The organism is Paenibacillus sp. DP01 (genome assembly GCF_044784315.1).
In the GTDB taxonomy this organism is placed as follows: Bacteria; Bacillota; Bacilli; order Paenibacillales; family Paenibacillaceae; genus Paenibacillus; species Paenibacillus polymyxa.
Genome location: NZ_CP173059.1, coordinates 969,316 through 988,005, shown reverse-complemented (window position 1 = coordinate 988,005; position 18,690 = coordinate 969,316). Strand labels below are relative to the sequence as shown.

Below are 18,690 nucleotides of genomic sequence, written 5' to 3'. Positions count from 1 at the left end.
CTTATGTTACACATACTCATGGATTTCTTTAGGAAGGAAAGCCATGCTTTTTAGCTAGCCAAACTGCAAGCAAAGAGGGAAGCAGCAGGATGATTAATGAGCCCGGAAGAAATCCGGCTCCAAGCAGTTCGAGAAGAAGCCCGCCGATAATGCCTCCTCCGCCGATTGCCACATTCCATGCAGTAACCAGCATCGATTGGGCTATATCTGCGCTTTTTCCCCCAGCTTGTGCTATTGCTGTTTGTAGTAAAGTGGCTGCCCCGCCAAACGTAAGCCCCCACGCTGTAACACCAAGAATGATGATTTCAGGTTGATTTATTCCTATTCCTAAGGCTGCAGAAGCCACAGCAAATCCTGTGATGCTGATTAAAACCAGCATTCTTAGAAAACGGTCAATCAGCATGCCTATCACCCAAATGCCGACTACCGAGGTAATTCCGAAAATAAGAAGAACCAAATCCACTCGCTGAGCAAACGCGGTTTCCGCAAGATACGGTGCAATATAAGTGTACAAAATATTATGAGCTAGTACCCATGCCAAAACGACAAACAGAATCGTCCGTACACCGGGAATCAGGAAAACCTTGTGAAAAGGGAGTTGATCACCGGCAGGCTCACCTGCATAATCCGGCACCTTCCAGAGCACCCAGCCAATAAGGGCTGCAGTCAGTAATGATACAGCTCCGAAAATGAGACGCCACCCAGTATATGTTCCGAAAAAAGTACCAAGTGGAACGCCCAGCGCCAATGCCAGCGGGGTGCCGACCATGGCTACGGCCATCGCTCTTCCTTTCAGCGAATCAGGCACCATGCGCCGCGCATAACCGGCCGTCATCCCCCACAGAACACCTGCTGAGATACCTGCGAAGAAACGCGCGACAAGCGTCAGCACATAAACGGAAGATAACGCGGTGATGGTGTTAAATACAAGAAAGCCGATGATGCACAGCAGCAGAAGCGGTCGGCGCCTCCACCCACGGGTAGCCGTTGTCAAAGGAATGGCGGCTAGAAGAGATCCAACCGCATAGAGAGTAACCAATTGTCCGGCAAGAGCTTCTGTGACCCCTAGATCCTGTGCAATTTGCGGCAGTAATCCAGCAGGCAAGCTTTCCGTAAGAATGCAGATGAATCCCGCCATGGCTAAAGCCAGCAACCCGACCCATGGGAGACGTTTGGAAGACGACACATTTGCACCGCCTTTTCTTATAAGAGCAGTGTTTAAGTTCACGAAAAAAATCTCCTTTATTTATTTTTTGCCGCTTAAAAAAGCTTTCGCTTCCGTATAAGCTTATATAAATAAAACACTTTTTTACATGGATGATTAAAGGGGGATGAAGTGAATTAAGAGGAAAATACTTTTATTTTCACGAAAATTCCATGATTTTAAAAGCAAAAATGTAATACAGTAGTTTTCCTTACCCTAGATTAAAAATAGGCGTACCTTATTGCGCCTAACAGTAGTCATTATTATTTTTCGCGAACCAGCTATCCTGCCCGGTAGCTTAATGCCGTTCCCAGTCTAATGGTTTATTTTCTTTTTACAATAACATTGCACATACAAAAAAAAGAGCCCATAGGCTCCTTTTTAGATTAGCATATTAAACAGATTCTCATTTTTGTTCAATTCCGTATATTGAATCCCCTTGCGATTCATTCGTTCAATTAAAGGAAGATAGTCCTCCTTGTGGAACAACTCAATGCCGACCAGCGCCGGGCCGTTTTCCTTATCATTCTTTTTCGTATACTCAAACCTTGTGATGTCATCGTCCGGTCCAAGCACATCCTGAAGAAACTCACGCAGTGCCCCTGCTCTTTGCGGGAAATTAACCATGAAATAATGTTTTAGTCCTTCATAAATCAGGGAGCGTTCCTTAATCTCCTGCATACGATCAATGTCGTTATTGCCACCACTAACGATACAGACTACTGTTTTGCCTTGAATCTGCTCACGATACAGATCAAGTGCTGCTACAGGCAGCGAACCCGCGGGCTCCACAACAATCGCATTTTCATTATACAGCGCCAGAATCGCTGTACATGCCTTGCCTTCCGGTACCTTCACAATATCATCCAAGGTATGTTTACAAATGTCATATGTTAACTGACCTACTCGCTTCACCGCAGCCCCGTCAACAAACTTGTCTATGTGCTCCAGTGTAACGACCTTGTTCAAACGCATCGCTTCCGTCATCGATGCTGCGCCCAGGGGTTCTACACCGATTACTTTGGTGGTCGGATTCACAGTTTTAACATATGTGCCTACGCCTGCCGCCAAACCGCCGCCGCCAATCGTCACGAACATATAGTCCGCAGGTGTATCCAGGCTCTCCATCACTTCCATCGCAATCGTGCCATTGCCCGCAATAATTTTCGGTTGATCGAACGGATGGATAAAGGTCATTTCCTGTTCGTTGCATACCTTCATGGCCTCGTCATAAGCATCGTCAAACGTATCTCCGGTCAAAATGACCTCTACACTGTCTCCGCCAAAGCGACGTACCTGCTTCACCTTCTGATTGGGCGTTGTGCTCGGCATAAATATTTTACCGTGGATGCCAAGCGCATTACATGAAAAAGCCACACCTTGCGCATGATTACCCGCACTCGCGCACACGATCCCTTTTTCCATTTGCTCAGGAGTTAGGCTGCGGATCATGTTGTAAGCTCCACGGATTTTAAAGGACCGCACAACTTGGAGATCCTCTCGTTTCAGATACACATTACAGTTATATTTGGCCGATAGGACGGCATCCCTCTGTAAAGGTGTACGAACAATCACCTCACGCAGCATATGATGCGCCCGTACAATATCCTCCATGCCAACGGTTGACGCTGTGGCCGGCTCAGTTTTCTGGGTTTCTGTTGGTTCCATAGGTTCTCCACGCTCCGCCTGAATATTTCTGTATTGAGCATTTTGCATAAATCCCAAGAGCGATTTCAAATCAGTAATATATAGATCGAATCGGTTTAGTTCGTCTATATATTAAACTTTTGAGCGTTAGGAATCGAATTATGCAAAGTGCTGTATTTGAAATCTTTCAAACATCATACCACGTTTACCTATAGCTTGTGCAGTTGATAGTCATGAAAATGAGAATGAAAATCATTGAGTTCATAAAAAAACAGGCCGAGACAATGCCCGACCCGCCTTTCCTGACTCTATATATTTCTTGTCTTCAGTCGACTCATTCAGCACCGCAATGATTATCCTTTCACCCCGCCTGCAGTCATCCCTTCAATAAAGTAACGCTGGAAGAACAGAAACACGACGAGAATCGGCAAAATAGCCAGGACTGAACCGGCAATCAACACATCATAATTGTTGCCATATGGCGTCAGCAGGCTGGACAGACCGATTGGCAGTGTCAGCATGTCGTTAGTACGCAATACGATCATCGGCCACAGGAAGTTATTCCAACTGTTCATAGCTTGTAAAATAGCCATTGCCGCAAAGGCAGGTGCCATCAGAGGCATCATAATCCGCACAAAAATACCATACTCTGAACAGCCGTCAACCCGTGCAGCATCCATAAAGTCCTTGGGTACTCCGCTTAAATATTGACGGAAGAAAAAGATCGGAATCGGTGCGACGACAAATGGCAAAATCACACCCCATACCGTATTGATCAGCTTCATACCGATCATGAGTTTGTAAAGTGGCAGCATAATAATTTCTACCGGGATCATCATCACGACCAGCACCAGTGTAAAAATCACATTTTTCAGTCTAAAACGATACATCTCCAGGCCATACCCGACCATCGCGGACAATATTAGACATAACACCGTAAACAAGACGGTAATGACAAGGCTATTCCAGTACCATTGAAAATAATCCGTCGTCCCCTGAAAGATGAACGCATAGTTTTTTAAGGACATGATGGCCCACTCCAGCTTGAGATTCAAGCCGTAGCGCAGCAACTCCGTTGATGGCTTGAATGAGGCAAGCGTCACGGCAAATAGCGGAAACAGGGCGAACCCGGCAAACAGAATGAACAGGACAACGAGAAATGCGGATAACGGGCCTTTTTGTTTCTGAGCCATCGCTTAATCCTCCTTCCGAAACATGCCAAAAAATTTGAGCTGGATCAGGTTCAGTACTAATGTGAATACGAGCAATACAATACCCACCGCTGCTCCAAAGCCCATGCTGTTCTGTTCCAGACCTTGGCGATAGAGATAGCCAACAATCGTTAGCCCAATATCATTCGGAGAGTTGTTTCCGTTCCACAGCATATAGCTCTCGGTGAACATGGATAACCCGGCATAAATACTGATCGTAAATACGTAGATTGTCACGGGTTTTAGCATGGGAATCGTAATCCGCCAAAATGAATCAAAGCGGCTGGCCCCATCGATCTGAGCAGCTTCATACAACTCGGGAGGAATGTTCTGTAACCCCGACATGTAGTACAGCATGTTTACCCCCAGCCATCTCCATAAGGCCAGCACGATCAACGCTAAAAAGCCGGTGTTCGCATTCATTAGCCATTTGTAAGGCTCAAGACCGAATATCCCCAACAGGGAGTTCATCAGCGAGCCGTCCAATTCCCCGAACATGAGTCGGAAGATTGTTCCTGCTACCACCACTGAGGTAAGTGCGGGTATGAACATTACGGAACGAAACAGCCCTCTACCCGGCATTTTAGGCGAATTTAGCAATACCGCCAGTACCAGTGGCAGAGGAATCAACACGACCAGTGTAAGCAGCGTGTACAGGACACTGTTCAATATTGCTTTTCCAAATGTAGGATTCATTAAATCCTTATAATTTTCCAGGCCAACATAAGTTGTTATCCCTGGCAAGACTTCCTGAAAGCTCATAATGACCGTCGAGATGACCGGATACGCAAAAAACAGCGCAAAGGACAGTAAAAATGGAAGGACAAATACATACGGTGCCGTACGACTGGAATGAATAAAGCGGCTCCATTGGCTTCTGGTCGGACGCTGAGTTTTTGGCGGCTGACCTGTCGGTACATTAGCGTTCGTATGAACGGGCGTTGCCATGAATCTCACTCCCTTTCCTGTTGGGGTCTATCTCAGTTCATCTGCTAGCTCATGCAGCACCGTGGCTGGATCTTCGCCACTCTGTAGTGTCCGATAAAGTATTTTATTACGTACAGCACTGGCGATGTCAGGCGTTTTCGGTCCAATATGCACCGCATTGATTTCATCTTTTACTTCGATCAGCGTATCAAAAATATTCGTTCCGAAATAATCCGTAAATTTATTTTTGGCTTTGGCTTCCGGCATAGTCCACACTTCACTGCGGATGGGATCAAACCCTAGTTGCTTCCAAATCTCCACATTCCCTTGCTTGGACAGCTTGGCAAAGGCTAGAAAACGCATCGCCAAATCCTGGTGCTTCGATTGGTTCGTGACTACCGTTCCGGTCCCGCCCATACCTGCTGAGCGATAGCCGCCTTTTTCCCACGCCGGCATCGGTCTAATGATGATTTTTCCTTTCAAGTCAGGCATGTAATCCGTAAAACGTCCCATATACCACATCGGCATCCACACTGAAGCGGCTCCGCCTTTGTTCATAAACCCGTAGTATTCCTCCATATGATGCCCGCCGCCCGGTGCGGGAATAGCGATCTTGTCTTTTATCATCTGTTGGAGAAACTCAAGTGTTTTAATATTGGTTTCGTTATCCAGTGTCAATTCGCCCTTGTCATTCAAAAAATCTGAATTTTGCTGGGAGATCATCGGCCAGTAGCTCCACAGGTCATTGGTCTCCAAGGTCGCCATCGGCTTGCCCGTTTTGGCCAGCACTTGCTTGCCAGCAGCAGCGTAGTCTGCCCAAGTAACGATGGAATCCGGGTCTACCCCCGCCTGATCCATAATCTCTTTATTGTAATACATCACTTCGGCTCCAACGTGAAAGTCAATGCCGTAATACTTACCGTCTTTGCCATAAATCTGTACTCTGGAAGGCACAATGTTATTGATCTCAGGGTCAATCACCGGATTGAGCGGGACCAATTGCGGTATTCCTTTGAGGAAATTACCAATTTTGTTGACCTCAATATCCGCGATATCCGGCGCTCCCACCCCTGATTGCAACGCAATCGAGAGCTTGCTGTGGTGGTTGTCATAAGGAAATGTATTCGCTTTCAAATTAATCAATTCATCAGGGTGCTGTTGGTTCCATTGGTCAGCCATTTGCAGAAAAAACTTCTCATGCAGTTCATTGAATGTCCATAATACAAGTTCTGTTCCCGGCCCATCCTTTTCATCAGTCTTGAAAGAACAACCTTGCAGCAGTCCAGCCATCAAAACCACCGCCATAAGCATCAAAGCCATGCTTTTTCTTCGCAGCAGCATATCCTTCCCCCTTCGCATGATGAAATCCTAATTCGTAAATGATTGCGCTTTCTTTTATTATTTAACATCAATACAAATTAGTTTACAACAACATTATTCAAAAAAAATTCGTTTTTGTGTAAAACAGATCTCATTGCATTATAGGGGGAAAATGAATTGGATGGGAATATGATGATTTCTGCATAAAAAAACGACCCAACTCCAATTGAAACTCGGAGTTGGGTCGCGCTATGTTAACTACTCTTGCGAATGTGCTGCTTCGTCTTTCACTTCTTCTCGAAATGATCTAATACTTTGTTTACGACGATTATTTTTTTCTTCGATTTGCTGACGCTCCTCATTGCTGATTTCAGAGGAAAATTCGTTTAGATATCCTTCAGCCTCGTGAAGATTCTGCAATGTATTCTGAATATTTTGTTGCAAATGCTCCACATTATCTGCTCGATTATCCGGTTTTGCCATCGGTTTGACGCCTCCTAATCATAGAATCGCTCACTAGAGCGCTAAACCGTAGCTTGATCGTTATCGAGTTATTTTATACATTAAAATGCTTTCCAAACCATCGGCCTGCGGCTTCGGCTTCAGTGCGAGTCAATTGATGACCATTGCGTTCCAAGTAGGCTTCTACCTGTGCTCCGGCCCCTTCCAGCAGGGCTTGCAGCTCCTGAGATTCCACCGCTGGAACAATCGGGTCATTTTCACCGGAAGACAGAAATACAGGGACACCGTTCAAGTCCGGCAGTTCCAGCCCTCGCAATGGCACCATAGCATGATGGAGAATGGCCCCACGTAGCGCTTTTGCATCATGGAAGAGCATACTGGCTGCTATGTTGGCTCCATTGGAATAGCCCAGAGCCACCACGTTGTTACGGTCAAAATCATATTGCTCTGCAGCTGAATCAACAAATTCGCTTAGTTCTTTGGTACGGAATACGAGATCCTCAATGTCGAACACACCCTCTGCCAAACGGCGAAAGAAGCGCGGCATTCCATTTTCCAGCACATTACCTCTCACGCCTAACACAGATGCGCCTGGTGCAACCAAATCAGCCAATGGTAGCAAGTCTTGTTCATTCCCACCGGTACCGTGCAACAGCAAAATAACCGGAGCTTGCGGATCATTTCCTTTACGAAAGACGTGTTTCATATCTATTCCCTCCTCTAATTAACTTTAAATTAAGAATCTTATTTTTGTATAATTTGATTATAGCCCATTTCACTGCTTTATACAAACATAATTGACCTCGTTAATTTTTTCTAAAATGATGTCTTGTTCCATTGACATGTAGTATAGCTTTATTTTACTATGTGATTAGATATTTAGAAAATTATCTAAATATCTAAAGGAGTGAGCAAACTTTGAATGATGCCTTCAAAGCCTTGGCTGATCCGACCCGGCGCAAAATATTGCAGCTTTTGAAAGAGAAAAGCATGAGCGCGGGCGACGTCGCTGAGCATTTTCAAATCAGCAAGCCCAGCATATCGCACCATCTGAATTTGCTGAAGCAGGCGGGGCTTGTGCTGGATGAGCGACAGGGGCAAAGCATTATTTACACCTTGCATACAACAGTTGTGGCGGATGTCATCGGCTGGATGTTCAGTATCGCCCAATCGGATGCCCCTGTAAAACCAACTTCGAATGATATTAAGGATACGGAGGGGTCTGAATGAAGTTCCGAACACGTTGGAGCTTGACGGATGTTTTGACGACTTTGCTTGCCTTATCACCTGCTATAGGCGCTTTACTAATGTATAACCGGCTTCCCGATGTGCTGGCCTCTCATTTTAGCATGGACAATACCGCAGACGGGTATATGAGTAAAAACAGTTCTATTCTCATGCTGGTGCTGTTGGGGCTGGTGCCTTTGCTCCTTCGGCTATCCCGCTACATGGACCCCAACAGAGCAAATTTCAAGAAATTTACTAAAGCCTATGAGGTTACGCGTGTAGGCACTTCGCTCATTCTCGCTATAGCCGGTTGGGGAATGCTGCTGTATAACCTGAATTATCGGCTACAGATGCTTACGATCCTTTATGGAGTGCTGGGTCTGATGCTGCTGGTGCTGGGTAATTATATGACTCAGGTACAGCCAAACTATACCTTCGGTATCCGCACGCCATGGACTCTGTCCAATCCGGAGGTATGGCGTAAAACGCACCGTTTGGGCGGACCTATGATGATGCTCGGTGGTGCTTCGGGCTTGGTAGCGGCATGGGTCGATGGAGTGGCGGGCACCGTCATTTTTCTCACCGGGCTGTTTATATCCGTCGTCATTCCTGTACTCTACTCCTTCCTACTGCATCGCAAAATAAATCATCAGTAGGGATAAACAAGGAACCTCCCAAACCACGATAAACGCAGAATGGGAGGTTCTTTGTACATCTACAAATTCCATTAGAACAACAGCTTATCGGGATGAGTACCCACACGCTCATCCAGATGAAGACCATTAATTCGGTCAATATCCTCAGTCGTCAGTTCAAAATCGAACAAATCGGCATTTTCGCGGATACGATGCGCGGTAACCGATTTGGGAATCGTTACAATTCCCCGATCCAGATGCCAACGCAAAATAACCTGAGAAGTCGTTTTGCCGTATTTGGCAGCAATCTCAACGATATCTGGCTGCTCCGTCAGTTTCCCCTTCATCAGAGGACTCCACGATTCAAGCTGGATCTGGTGTTCCCGGCAGTATTGATGCAGCTCCTGCTGAGTCAGACGCGGGTGAAGCTCAACCTGATTGATGACAGGTACAATATTACTGTCTTTCAGGAGGTCTTCGAGATGGTGAATTTGGAAGTTGCTTACTCCAATCGCGCGTACGCTTCCTTCTTCATACAGCCGTTCGAACGCCTTCCAAGTTTCCTTGTACTTGTCCTTGCCAGGCCAATGGATAAGGTACAGATCAATGATATCCAGGCCCAACCGCTTGCGGCTTTCCTCGAAAGCACGCAGTGTTGAATCGTAGCCCTGATCTTGATTCCATAGCTTAGTGGTCACAAACAGATTGTCTCTGTCCGCTCCACTGTCACGAATGGCTTGTCCAACCAGTTCCTCATTGCCGTAGATCGCCGCGGTATCAATGTGACGGTAACCGACCTTAATAGCTGTTTTGACTGCTTCGTAAACCTCATTGCCTTCCGCCTTGTACGTACCAAAACCAAGCCAAGGCATCTGAACTCCGTTATTTAGTAAAGCTGTATCCGCAATATTCCCCATGTCTATCTCCTCCTATTCCTAGTTATAAATTATCCAACGGGATAATTACAGTTTAGTCGCATCCTGAAAAGCATTCACTTCAAGCGGAGCAGCCAACAATTCTTTAGCTGCAGCAACAAATGCCTGGAAATGGGCAGACTTGTTATGGAAATCTACAGCAGCAGCATCCTTCCACTCTTCAACCATCGTAAATGCGTTGGGATCATTCAAATCCTGCATTAACGTATAGCGTACATTGCCTTCTTCAGCTTGTGATGCGCTGATCAACCCTTGGGTTTGTTGCAAAAAGGTCTCTCTCTTTTCTGGTAAAACTTTCATATCTGCATGAATAATAATCATAATATTTCCCTCCTCGTATTATGTAACTATTTCTATTATAGACCATTCTTTCGATAGATTAAAAGTGCGGCCGTTTCTGGAATACAGTAAAATGATTCATATTGGGGTGTTTATCCGCTGATCAACTGCTCCTATATTTTGTTTAATGGCGGTGAAGGCATGTGCGTTTTCAGACAAAATTAATGGTATTCATATCCCTTTTAGTGCTAGTCGTTACCGGGCTGTTGGGATTATCCTTGCGTTATATGATTACCTCCGCCTTGTACGAAGAGATTGGGAAAAGGGCACTGACTGTGGCCAATACGCTTGCGGTAGATGCACAGGTCAGGGATGCTCTAGAACAGACCGACACGACGCAATTACGTGTTCGGATCAACGAAGCAGTGAAACCTGTCCAAGCCAGCACCGGCGCTGATTTTATTACGATTGCAGATCGTCATCTCATTCGGCAATGGCATGTTAACCCGGAACGCATCGGGCAGCCTATGATGGACCCGCTGAATAATAAGGTGCTGCAAGGACAGTCCTTTATTACGGAATCCACCGGCTCTCTCGGACCGTCACTGCGAGCCAAAACCGCAGTCTATGATGAACAAGGCCGAGCTATCGGACTCGTTTCTGTAGGTTTCCTGATGACAGATGTGGCGCAAAATATTCGTACATACACATATACATGGCTGTGGTTCATGGTAGGCGCGCTAATGATCGGCATATTAGGAAGTCTGGCTATAGCACGACGGGTAAGGTACGAACTGCATGGGCTGGAGCCAGTGGAGATTGGACGTTTGTATCAGGAAAAGCAAGCCATTCTCGAATCCATAGGTGAAGGGATTATCGCGGTTAATAGCAGTGGACAAGTCACACTTGCCAATCCACAAGCCGTTCGTTTGCTTGGTCTTCCTCCGGAAACTAGCCTCTATGGATGCGAGCTTCGTCACTTGGCGGGCGCCGCATATCAGCTGGCAGATGTACTTGCTACAGATTTTATCGAAAAGAATCCTAGCATGAAGCCGGATCAGGAACAAAACGTATTCAATGAGGAAATTGAGATCCAACAACGAGCCGTAGTCGTCAGCCGTGTACCGATCAAGGATCGATTCGGACGAATGCTAGGCACCGTTGCCAGCCTGCGTGACAAAACAGAGCTGCTTCGCATGACGCGGCAGTTGACAGAGGTCAAGGATTATGCGGACGTGTTACGATCACAAACACATGAATATACCAATCGGCTATATCTCATATCCGGCCTGATTCAGTTGGAGTGTTATGACGAAGCAGTGGACTTTATTACTCAGGAATCGGAAGAGTATCGTGTACATAGTTCCGTTTCGTCTTCTCTTTCACCCGATTCAATCATCGCCAGCCTGCTGATCAGCAAGAAAAAACAGGCGTTGGAAAAAGGGATTGTACTCCATTCATATATAAAAGGAGCATTTTCAACCCCGTCTCCTGCGTTGGAGTGGTCGCTTCTTGCTACCATTGCCGGAAACCTGCTGGACAATGCTATGTAAGCAGTTGCAATAGGCTCTATACCTGACGGACAGGTCTGGTTCCGGCTTGAAGAAATGACTGAAGCCATCGTCGTCGAAGTTATGGATAATGGATCGGGTATTTCGGAGGATATCCAGGAAAAACTGTTCGTTAAGGGAGCATCAACTAAAGCAGAGGCAGGACACGGATATGGCCTTGCTCTCGTGCAGGAGTACACCGAACGAATGAGTGGCTCCATAAAAGTACATGAACGGCCTGGTGGAGGTAGCATTTTTGAAGTATACATTCCTTTAATTAGAACAGACACGAATCATGATGTAAAAGGAGGTTACGGCCATGAATGAGCGGGTTTTATCGGACATTGAGGTTCTTATTATTGAAGATGATCCGCGAATTGCGGAGATTAACCGACGATTTATTGAAAAGGTGGATGGATTCACCGTATGTGCAATAGCAACGAACGAATTTGAGGCAAAGCTTCAACTAGATGTTCTGCGTCCGTCTTTAGCCGTGCTGGATGTTTATTTTCCCGATACGAATGGTCTAACCCTGCTATCGTTCATCAAACAGCACTATCCAAGTACAGATGTCATTATGCTGACTGCCGCCAAAGAAGCTGAAACTGTGGTACAAGCGGTTCGAGCAGGAGTATTTGATTTTATCGTAAAGCCGCTCGTATTCGAGAGATTGCGGGCGACCTTAGAGGAATATGCTCGTTTTCGCCGCCAAGTCACAACATGGCAAGAAGAACAATCTACGGTGGAGCAATCGGAAATTGACCGTCTGCTTCAAAGCGCGGGCACGGGTCGGATGACGGGTAACGGAGTAGGAGAGCTATGGGCCAAAGGCATTGATAAAGTCACTTGCGAAAAGGTGCTTGATCTCCTGAACCGACGAGGTGAGGTAACTACGGGTACAGTGGGAATTGAGCTAGGTATGAGCCGATCTACCGCCAGAAGGTATCTGGAATATTTAGTGGAAAGTGGCGATGCTCACCACGATCAGGTATACGGAACTGTCGGCAGACCGGAGCGTATCTATCGCAGACGGCAGGAAAATGCATAAACCACCAATTCATACGTCTGGTCTCTTCCATCCTCTCATCTCGCTCATGATTTTAATGAACTTAATTCTCATAATAGGCTAAAACGGTTTAAATGATCACATTATTTACGTCCCCTTTCCCGGTTGCTAGAATGGTCAACAGTTAGTTAATTGATAATGATTATCAGTTTCTCTGGTAAGCATATTTGGAACGGGGGACAACATATGGCAACACCGAAACAGCCACTACGCACAGGCGTGCTGCTTGCAGCGATTCTGGTACTACTGACAGCCGTTATGGCGGGATGTGGAGGCCAGTCACAAAATAATAACGCAGCAGCACCTCAAACCACAGGCGACACTCGAACGATCAAACATGAGATGGGAAAAACCAAAGTTACAGGCAAACCCAAAAGAATTGTGACGTTGGAATTCTCTTTTGTCGATGCTGCTACCCAACTGGGCGTGATGCCTGTCGGCATAGCTCAGGAAAATGATGATGATATCGATGGGCTGCGTGGCAAAAGAATCGACTTTACACCTGTCGGCACACGCAAACAGCCGAACCTGGAAACGATCAGCTCTTTGAAGCCCGATTTGATTATTGCTGATCTGAACCGTCATAAGAGCATTTACAAAGAACTAAGTGAGATTGCTCCTACCATTGTTCTAAAGAGCCGCAATTCCTCTTATGAGCAAAACCTGGCATCCTTCGGCGTTATCGCTGACGCGTTGGGTGAGAAGGAAAAGGGTGAGCAAATTCTCGCAGCACATAAAGCTACAATGGCAAAGCTGAAAGAAGGCATCCAAGCTGGTGAGTCACGTAGCGTATTGCTTGGGGTATTTCGTTCTGATTCACTATCGGCTCACGGCGCTTCATCTTTTGATGGACAACTGCTGGAGCAAGCAGGCATCCACAATGCCCTTCAAAATACAAGCGAGCCTACAGTCAAGCTGACACTGGAGCAGATTGCACAAGCTGATCCGGACGTGATCTTCTTAGTGGAAGCCGATGAGAAGCTGCTTGCAGAATGGAAGCAAAATCCGTTATGGCAAAACATTACGGCCGTGAAAAAAGGGGAAGTTTACGAAGTAAACCGGGCACTGTGGACCCGGTACCGTGGACTCGGCTCTGCCGAGAAAATACTGGAGCAAGCGATTTCGCTTCTGTATCCCGCGCAAACTAAAGGAGACGGCTCCCGTTGATCGGACAAGCCTTACGCGACCGGCTAAATAAGCCGGTCTTCTTTGCACTTCTATTCGCGCTACTGGCTGGACTATTGCTGAGCGTGGCGATTGGCCCAGTCAGGATGGACATCCCCACCATGCTGACTGCGCTATTCACCGAGCATCCGTCCAAGGATCAGCTCATTATCTTGACGATACGCCTGCCACGTGCCGTCATTGGTCTGATCGTCGGCGCCGGGCTTGCCGTGGCCGGAGCGCTGATGCAGGCCATCACACGCAACCCGCTGGCTTCGCCACAGGTATTTGGGGTCAGCTCTGGCGCTTCGCTGGCTGTCGTCCTGTCGGTCGTGCTGCTGCCTAATATCGGGTCGTCCGGCAGCATTTATTTTGCTTTTGCCGGAGCGATCGCAGGTGGCTCCTTCGTATATGCGCTGGCCGGAACGGCGGGCATGACGCCAGTCAAGCTGGCTCTTGCCGGGATGGCTGTGCATCTGCTGCTGGCCTCTGTCACTCAGGGACTGCTCGTGTTCAACGAGCAAATATCCGATGTACTGTATTGGCTCGCCGGAGCCATCGACGGGTCTACTTGGGCCGACACGCGTCTGGTGCTGCCATGGTTCGCCGTCGGTATGATCCTTGCACTGGCGCTGGCCCCCTCGCTATCTGTGCTTAGCCTCGGTACAGAGGTCGCACAAGGACTGGGGCAAAACGTACGGCTTGTCCGCTTGCTAGCCTCGGTTTCAGTTATTATGCTGGCAGGCTCTGCTGTAGCGGTAGCCGGGGCCATCGGCTTTGTGGGTCTGATGGTGCCGAATATCATTAAGGTATTTACAGGCAACAATTACAAACGGGTCATCCCCCTGTCTGCAATCTGCGGAGCTCTGCTGCTGACATATGCGGACGTGCTTGGACGATTTATTGCCTTTCCTTATGAATCGCCCGTTGGTATCGTAACTGCGCTGGTGGGCGCGCCCTTCTTTTTATACCTGGCGCACAAGAACGGGAGGGCTTCACGATGAAAAAACTGTGGATTTTACTCGTGATAATGATGGGTGTTTCCTTTATAGCTATCGGCGTGGGCGGCACCTACATTACGCCCGCTGAGCTGATCACGGCGCTGACTAACCGAAATGCCTCTTCCTGGTTCATCGTTCACCATTATCGACTGCCTCGTGACCTGCTGGCCATCATGGCCGGTGCTGGTCTTGCTGTAGCCGGCGTGCTACTGCAAGGCATGATTCGCAACCCACTGGCTTCGCCGGATGTGGTGGGTGTATCCAAGGGAGCCGGCTTTTCTGCGGTTCTCGTCATCGTGCTGCTCCCCTCATCCCCGGTGGCGCTGCTGCCTGTCGCTGCCTTTGTCGGTGCCGGGTTAGCTGCACTACTGCTCGTACAGCTTTCGATGAGGGGAGGCATGCGTCCTAATATGCTAGCCTTAACCGGGCTGGCGGTAGGTGCTATCTTCCAGGCTGCGACCGATTATATTCTGGTCAAATATCCACTCGAAGCCAGCGATACGCTGACTTGGCTAGCTGGAAGCTTGTGGGGCAAAGGCTGGGATGAAGTATATGGGCTTTTGCCATGGTTAATTGTATTGCTGCCTCTCGCCTATACACTACAGCACAAGCTGGATATTATGAGTCTGGATGAGGAAAGCTCCGCTGGTTTGGGACTTAGCGTGAAGCGTATGCGCACAGGACTGCTGGCCGTATCTGTGGCCTTAGCTGCTGCCTGTGTCGCTGCCATCGGTTCCATCGGCTTTATAGGGCTGCTGGCACCACATCTGGCACGGCGATTGTTTGGTAATCGCCACCGCTATCTATTGCCCGGCGCAGCCATGATCGGTGCCCTGATCCTCGTCCTTGCCGATGCGCTCGGACGGGGGCTGAAGCCGCCGCTCGAAATCCCCGCCGGCATCGTGACAGCCGTAATTGGCGCGCCCTATTTCCTGTATCTCTTGCTGCGGGAACGCAAACAAAAAAGCAGCGGATAAGGAAACCTGTACACCGATCCGCTGATTGGTTTCTTTTCTAAACGATTCATCGTACAGTAACTTCGATATGCATTCCACACACAAGATTTCATTATGCGTCATATTGTCAGACAACATAAAAAAAGAGAGTCAGCCTGTATATGACACAAGCTGGCTCTCTTCACCCCTCAACACTTACGCTGGATAGGGTACTTCTGTTCCATTCAAAATGAGGTGCATCCGAATTTCCGCTTTTAGGGAATCAGATACTGCACAATATTTTTCCTTACCCATCTGAATCGCTTTCCATACGCGGTAATCTGGAATATCTCCATCTACGTGGAATGTCAGATCAATCGCTGTAAATCCTGTTGGCATTTGCTCCTTGCGTGTACCTTCTGCATCAATATCAATTCGCTGAATGTCTGACAAAAAACGATCCAAAATCATCGTAATATCAATACCGATACATCCCGCCAGACCTGCAAGCAGCAGTTCCATCGGTGTCATCCCTTTACCATCGCCGCCATAAGCCGCCGTAGCATCCATCCCTACGGAATAACCGGATGGTCCTTCCGATGTAAATGCGCGTTTGCCGTGCCAAGTAGTAGATACTTTCATAATCAATTGCCTTCTTTCCATCTTAATAATCTATGATTCATCCTCTAACTTAAAACTCGCTAAGTTGACGCAAAAACTTTTGTGTCCTCTCATGCTGGGGAGCATCAAAAAAAGCCTGTGGTGCAGCTTCTTCCACAATGATACCGTCCGCCATAAATACAACCTTGTCTGCCACCTCGCGGGCAAATTTCATCTCATGCGTCACGACGACCATCGTCATTCCATCTTGAGCCAACTCCCGCATAACCCCCAGCACCTCACCCACGAGTTCGGGATCAAGCGCCGATGTCGGTTCATCGAACAGCATAATCGCCGGGTCCATCGCCAGTGCACGTGCAATAGCTACCCGTTGCTGCTGTCCACCGGACAGACGAGATGGATGTACATCCTGCTTATCCAGTAACCCCACCCGCTTCAGCAGCTGTTGTCCGATAGACATAGCCTTGTCGCGCGGCATTTTCTTAACTGTCAGCAGTCCTTCAATGACATTGCCGATAGCTGTTTTGTGCGGATACAGATTGAATTGCTGGAACACCATCCCCGTCTGCTTGCGAATATCACGAATGGCTGCTTGGCGGGCACGAACAGGAGCCATAGCATTAACCTCAATCCCGTTCACCTCAAACTTGCCAGAAGACAACTCTTCCAGTCCGTTCAGGCAACGCAGCAGGGTACTTTTACCTGAACCGCTGGGACCGAGCAATACGACGATTTCACGAGCGGCAACCTGAAAATCTATGCTTTTCAGAACCTCTACCTGTCCGAATCGTTTACCTAATCCGTTTGTCGTTATCATCATCTATCATCTCCACCTTAATAAGCTCGAGCCAGACGCTTTTCCACCCGCTCCAGTATAGCGGAGAATCCAATGCTCATAATCCAGTACATCAGGGCAATTTCGAGCAGAAACGGCATGTAGCGCAAATACTGCGCCTGTAAAAGCTGTGCCTGTCGCATCAATTCACTAACCCCGATAACCGACACAAGCGACGTTTCTTTAAGCATACCCACGAACGTATTCCCCATCGGTGCAATTGCAATGCGCAACGCCTGTGGAAGAATGATACGCCACATCGTTTGACCAGGCGACATTCCCGTCGCATAAGCAGCCTCGGTCTGTCCCTGTGGTACGGCTAAAATAGCTCCACGGAACGTCTCCGATAAGTACGCCCCTGTATTAATACTAAGCGCGAGACAAGCAGCCGTTAACGATCCGAAAGATATTCCGTAATCATCCAGACCATAATAAATGACCGCAATCTGCACCAAAACCGGCGTTCCCCGGATGATTGATACATACATACGAGCCAGCCACCGAACAGGTCGATTCCCCTTCAAGCGCGCTACAGCAACAATCAAACCAATAATTAAACCAAACAGCATAGAAACAATCGTTATATACAGCGTATAATAAGCGCCCTTCAATAAAAAAGGGACGTTCTCCCACATTAATTCTAGCATCAATTATATTCCCTTCTTTCAGACGAGTGGCCCCATGTCAGCATAAAAGCCAAGACTGGAGCCAGACGCCTGTAACAGGCTTACGTTATTCTTTTGGCTCCTCGCCAAACCATTTTTTGAAAATTGTTTTGTAAGTGCCGTCTTCCTTCATTTCCTTCAGAGCCTTGTTCAAGGCTTCCTTGAGCTCAGGAGTTTTCTGGTTAATGGCTACAGCTGCTAGGTCTGATTTAATCGGCTCGCCTACGGCTTTAATTTGGAACCCGTTTTTGTCGATAATGGGTTTGAGAGCATATAGATTGTTAATGGTTGCATCAATACGACCAGAGTTTAGATCTTTCAATGAAGTAATGACATCATCATATGTTTTGATCTCAAAATCGCCTACCTTTGGCAGCACTTCGTTGCGCAGATAAGATTCATCATTTGTCCCCAAGCCGACACCAATGGTTTTGCCTTTAAAGTCTTCCAACTTCGTAATGTCATTTGTTTTGCTATTCACGATAATATTCACATTATTGGTGATATAGGGATCTGTGAAGTCAATGGCCTTCTTGCGATCCTCTGTAATCGCCACCTGGCTAACCACTGCATCGAATTTTTTCTTTTGCAGACTTGGAATCAATCCCGAAAATTCTTGGGCCGTGAATTCCGCTTTTACTCCAATCCGTTTCGCCAACTCTTTGGCAATATCCACATCAAACCCGTCCAACTCCTTGTTGTCGTTCAAGAAATTGTACGGTGGGTAAGTGCCCATCATGCCTACCTTCATTACACCGGCCTTCTTGATGGCTTCGAGCTGATTGGCGGCTGCTTCATTATTGCTGCCCGTTCCAGTTCCGGTATTGGAAGCTTCCTGTTTGGTACCGCAAGCGCTCAGCACAAGGCTGAACAATGCCAGAGCCATGAGTGTGGTCACCAAGAATCCTTTTTTACGTGTTTTCATGTATTGTTCTCTCCTGTCTAGATGTAAATGTTTAAGTTTGTATGTGTAATTTGGCTATATTATTTGTTGCCCACTACTCAT

The 18,690-nt window shown here is 47.4% G+C and carries 19 protein-coding genes and 1 pseudogene; 7 read left to right on the top strand and 13 right to left on the bottom strand.

Annotated features, from left to right (window positions below; translation table 11 throughout):
* Nucleotides 1-28 precede the first annotated feature (28 nt).
* The 7 genes from ACH59B_RS04460 to ACH59B_RS04430 all read right to left on the bottom strand — a co-directional run bounded on the left by ACH59B_RS04460 (nt 29) and on the right by ACH59B_RS04430 (nt 7,477).
* Complete coding sequence (locus tag ACH59B_RS04460; RefSeq protein ID WP_031462903.1) at nt 29-1,228, bottom strand: MFS transporter; 1,200 nt, start codon at nt 1,226-1,228, stop codon at nt 29-31.
* A 357-nt stretch (nt 1,229-1,585) separates the two neighbouring features.
* The gene (ilvA, locus tag ACH59B_RS04455; RefSeq protein ID WP_103042191.1) at nt 1,586-2,872 is read right to left on the bottom strand and encodes a threonine ammonia-lyase IlvA; all 1,287 of its coding nucleotides are present in this window, start codon (nt 2,870-2,872) and stop codon (nt 1,586-1,588) included.
* Nucleotides 2,873-3,204: 332 nt separating this feature from the next.
* The gene (locus ACH59B_RS04450; protein ID WP_013369500.1) at nt 3,205-4,044 is read right to left on the bottom strand and encodes a carbohydrate ABC transporter permease; all 840 of its coding nucleotides are present in this window, start codon (nt 4,042-4,044) and stop codon (nt 3,205-3,207) included.
* Nucleotides 4,045-4,047: 3 nt separating this feature from the next.
* Nucleotides 4,048-5,010: a carbohydrate ABC transporter permease gene (locus ACH59B_RS04445; RefSeq protein ID WP_016819793.1), complete on the bottom strand. Its 963-nt coding sequence runs from the start codon at nt 5,008-5,010 to the stop codon at nt 4,048-4,050.
* A gap of 27 nt (nt 5,011-5,037) precedes the next feature.
* Nucleotides 5,038-6,330 carry an ABC transporter substrate-binding protein gene (locus tag ACH59B_RS04440; protein WP_102998759.1) on the bottom strand — a complete coding sequence of 431 codons (1,293 nt, stop codon included), beginning with the start codon at nt 6,328-6,330 and terminating at the stop codon, nt 5,038-5,040.
* Between the two features lie 237 nt (nt 6,331-6,567).
* Nucleotides 6,568-6,792, bottom strand: coding sequence for a small acid-soluble spore protein Tlp (gene tlp / locus ACH59B_RS04435; protein WP_016819791.1), 225 nt, complete (start codon nt 6,790-6,792; stop codon nt 6,568-6,570).
* 73 nt (nt 6,793-6,865) lie between these two features.
* Nucleotides 6,866-7,477 carry an alpha/beta hydrolase gene (locus ACH59B_RS04430; RefSeq protein WP_016819790.1) on the bottom strand — a complete coding sequence of 204 codons (612 nt, stop codon included), beginning with the start codon at nt 7,475-7,477 and terminating at the stop codon, nt 6,866-6,868.
* A 212-nt stretch (nt 7,478-7,689) separates the two neighbouring features.
* On the opposite strand from ACH59B_RS04430, the gene ACH59B_RS04425 reads away from it, so the two are divergent.
* Both ACH59B_RS04425 and ACH59B_RS04420 read left to right on the top strand, forming a co-directional pair.
* Nucleotides 7,690-8,001 (top strand): autorepressor SdpR family transcription factor, encoded by a 312-nt coding sequence (locus tag ACH59B_RS04425; RefSeq protein WP_016819789.1) that lies wholly within the window; start codon nt 7,690-7,692, stop codon nt 7,999-8,001.
* Complete coding sequence (locus ACH59B_RS04420; RefSeq protein ID WP_031462900.1) at nt 7,998-8,654, top strand: SdpI family protein; 657 nt, start codon at nt 7,998-8,000, stop codon at nt 8,652-8,654. The genes ACH59B_RS04425 and ACH59B_RS04420 overlap by 4 nt, the downstream gene beginning before the upstream one ends.
* A 71-nt stretch (nt 8,655-8,725) precedes the next feature.
* Here ACH59B_RS04420 and ACH59B_RS04415 read toward each other — a convergent pair whose 3' ends face one another.
* Both ACH59B_RS04415 and ACH59B_RS04410 read right to left on the bottom strand, forming a co-directional pair.
* Nucleotides 8,726-9,550: an aldo/keto reductase gene (locus tag ACH59B_RS04415; RefSeq protein ID WP_016819787.1), complete on the bottom strand. Its 825-nt coding sequence runs from the start codon at nt 9,548-9,550 to the stop codon at nt 8,726-8,728.
* A 45-nt stretch (nt 9,551-9,595) separates the two neighbouring features.
* On the bottom strand, nt 9,596-9,889 hold the full coding sequence (locus ACH59B_RS04410) for a putative quinol monooxygenase (protein ID WP_017426184.1): 294 nt from the start codon (nt 9,887-9,889) through the stop codon (nt 9,596-9,598).
* A 161-nt stretch (nt 9,890-10,050) separates the two neighbouring features.
* On the opposite strand from ACH59B_RS04410, the pseudogene ACH59B_RS04405 reads away from it, so the two are divergent.
* The 5 genes and pseudogenes from ACH59B_RS04405 to ACH59B_RS04385 all read left to right on the top strand — a co-directional run bounded on the left by ACH59B_RS04405 (nt 10,051) and on the right by ACH59B_RS04385 (nt 15,605).
* A pseudogene (locus ACH59B_RS04405) lies at nt 10,051-11,724 on the top strand (ATP-binding protein).
* Nucleotides 11,717-12,445: a response regulator gene (locus ACH59B_RS04400; protein ID WP_016819784.1), complete on the top strand. Its 729-nt coding sequence runs from the start codon at nt 11,717-11,719 to the stop codon at nt 12,443-12,445. The pseudogene ACH59B_RS04405 and the gene ACH59B_RS04400 overlap by 8 nt, the downstream one beginning before the upstream one ends.
* A gap of 204 nt (nt 12,446-12,649) precedes the next feature.
* Nucleotides 12,650-13,630, top strand: a complete 981-nt coding sequence (locus ACH59B_RS04395) for a helical backbone metal receptor (protein ID WP_404303392.1) — start codon at nt 12,650-12,652, stop codon at nt 13,628-13,630.
* On the top strand, nt 13,627-14,631 hold the full coding sequence (locus tag ACH59B_RS04390; RefSeq protein ID WP_404303391.1) for a FecCD family ABC transporter permease: 1,005 nt from the start codon (nt 13,627-13,629) through the stop codon (nt 14,629-14,631). Before ACH59B_RS04395 ends, ACH59B_RS04390 begins: the two co-directional genes overlap by 4 nt.
* Nucleotides 14,628-15,605, top strand: coding sequence for an iron ABC transporter permease (locus ACH59B_RS04385; RefSeq protein WP_045244212.1), 978 nt, complete (start codon nt 14,628-14,630; stop codon nt 15,603-15,605). The genes ACH59B_RS04390 and ACH59B_RS04385 overlap by 4 nt, the downstream gene beginning before the upstream one ends.
* Before the next feature lie 174 nt (nt 15,606-15,779).
* On the opposite strand, the gene ACH59B_RS04380 is transcribed toward ACH59B_RS04385, so the two are convergent.
* The 4 genes from ACH59B_RS04380 to ACH59B_RS04365 form a co-directional block, all read right to left on the bottom strand.
* Nucleotides 15,780-16,205 carry an OsmC family protein gene (locus ACH59B_RS04380; protein ID WP_013369486.1) on the bottom strand — a complete coding sequence of 142 codons (426 nt, stop codon included), beginning with the start codon at nt 16,203-16,205 and terminating at the stop codon, nt 15,780-15,782.
* A 49-nt stretch (nt 16,206-16,254) separates the two neighbouring features.
* Nucleotides 16,255-17,004 carry an amino acid ABC transporter ATP-binding protein gene (locus ACH59B_RS04375; RefSeq protein ID WP_090888528.1) on the bottom strand — a complete coding sequence of 250 codons (750 nt, stop codon included), beginning with the start codon at nt 17,002-17,004 and terminating at the stop codon, nt 16,255-16,257.
* Between the two features lie 14 nt (nt 17,005-17,018).
* Nucleotides 17,019-17,666 carry an amino acid ABC transporter permease gene (locus tag ACH59B_RS04370; protein WP_016819779.1) on the bottom strand — a complete coding sequence of 216 codons (648 nt, stop codon included), beginning with the start codon at nt 17,664-17,666 and terminating at the stop codon, nt 17,019-17,021.
* 85 nt (nt 17,667-17,751) lie between these two features.
* Nucleotides 17,752-18,609, bottom strand: coding sequence for a transporter substrate-binding domain-containing protein (locus ACH59B_RS04365; RefSeq protein ID WP_017426177.1), 858 nt, complete (start codon nt 18,607-18,609; stop codon nt 17,752-17,754).
* Nucleotides 18,610-18,690: the final 81 nt, after the last annotated feature.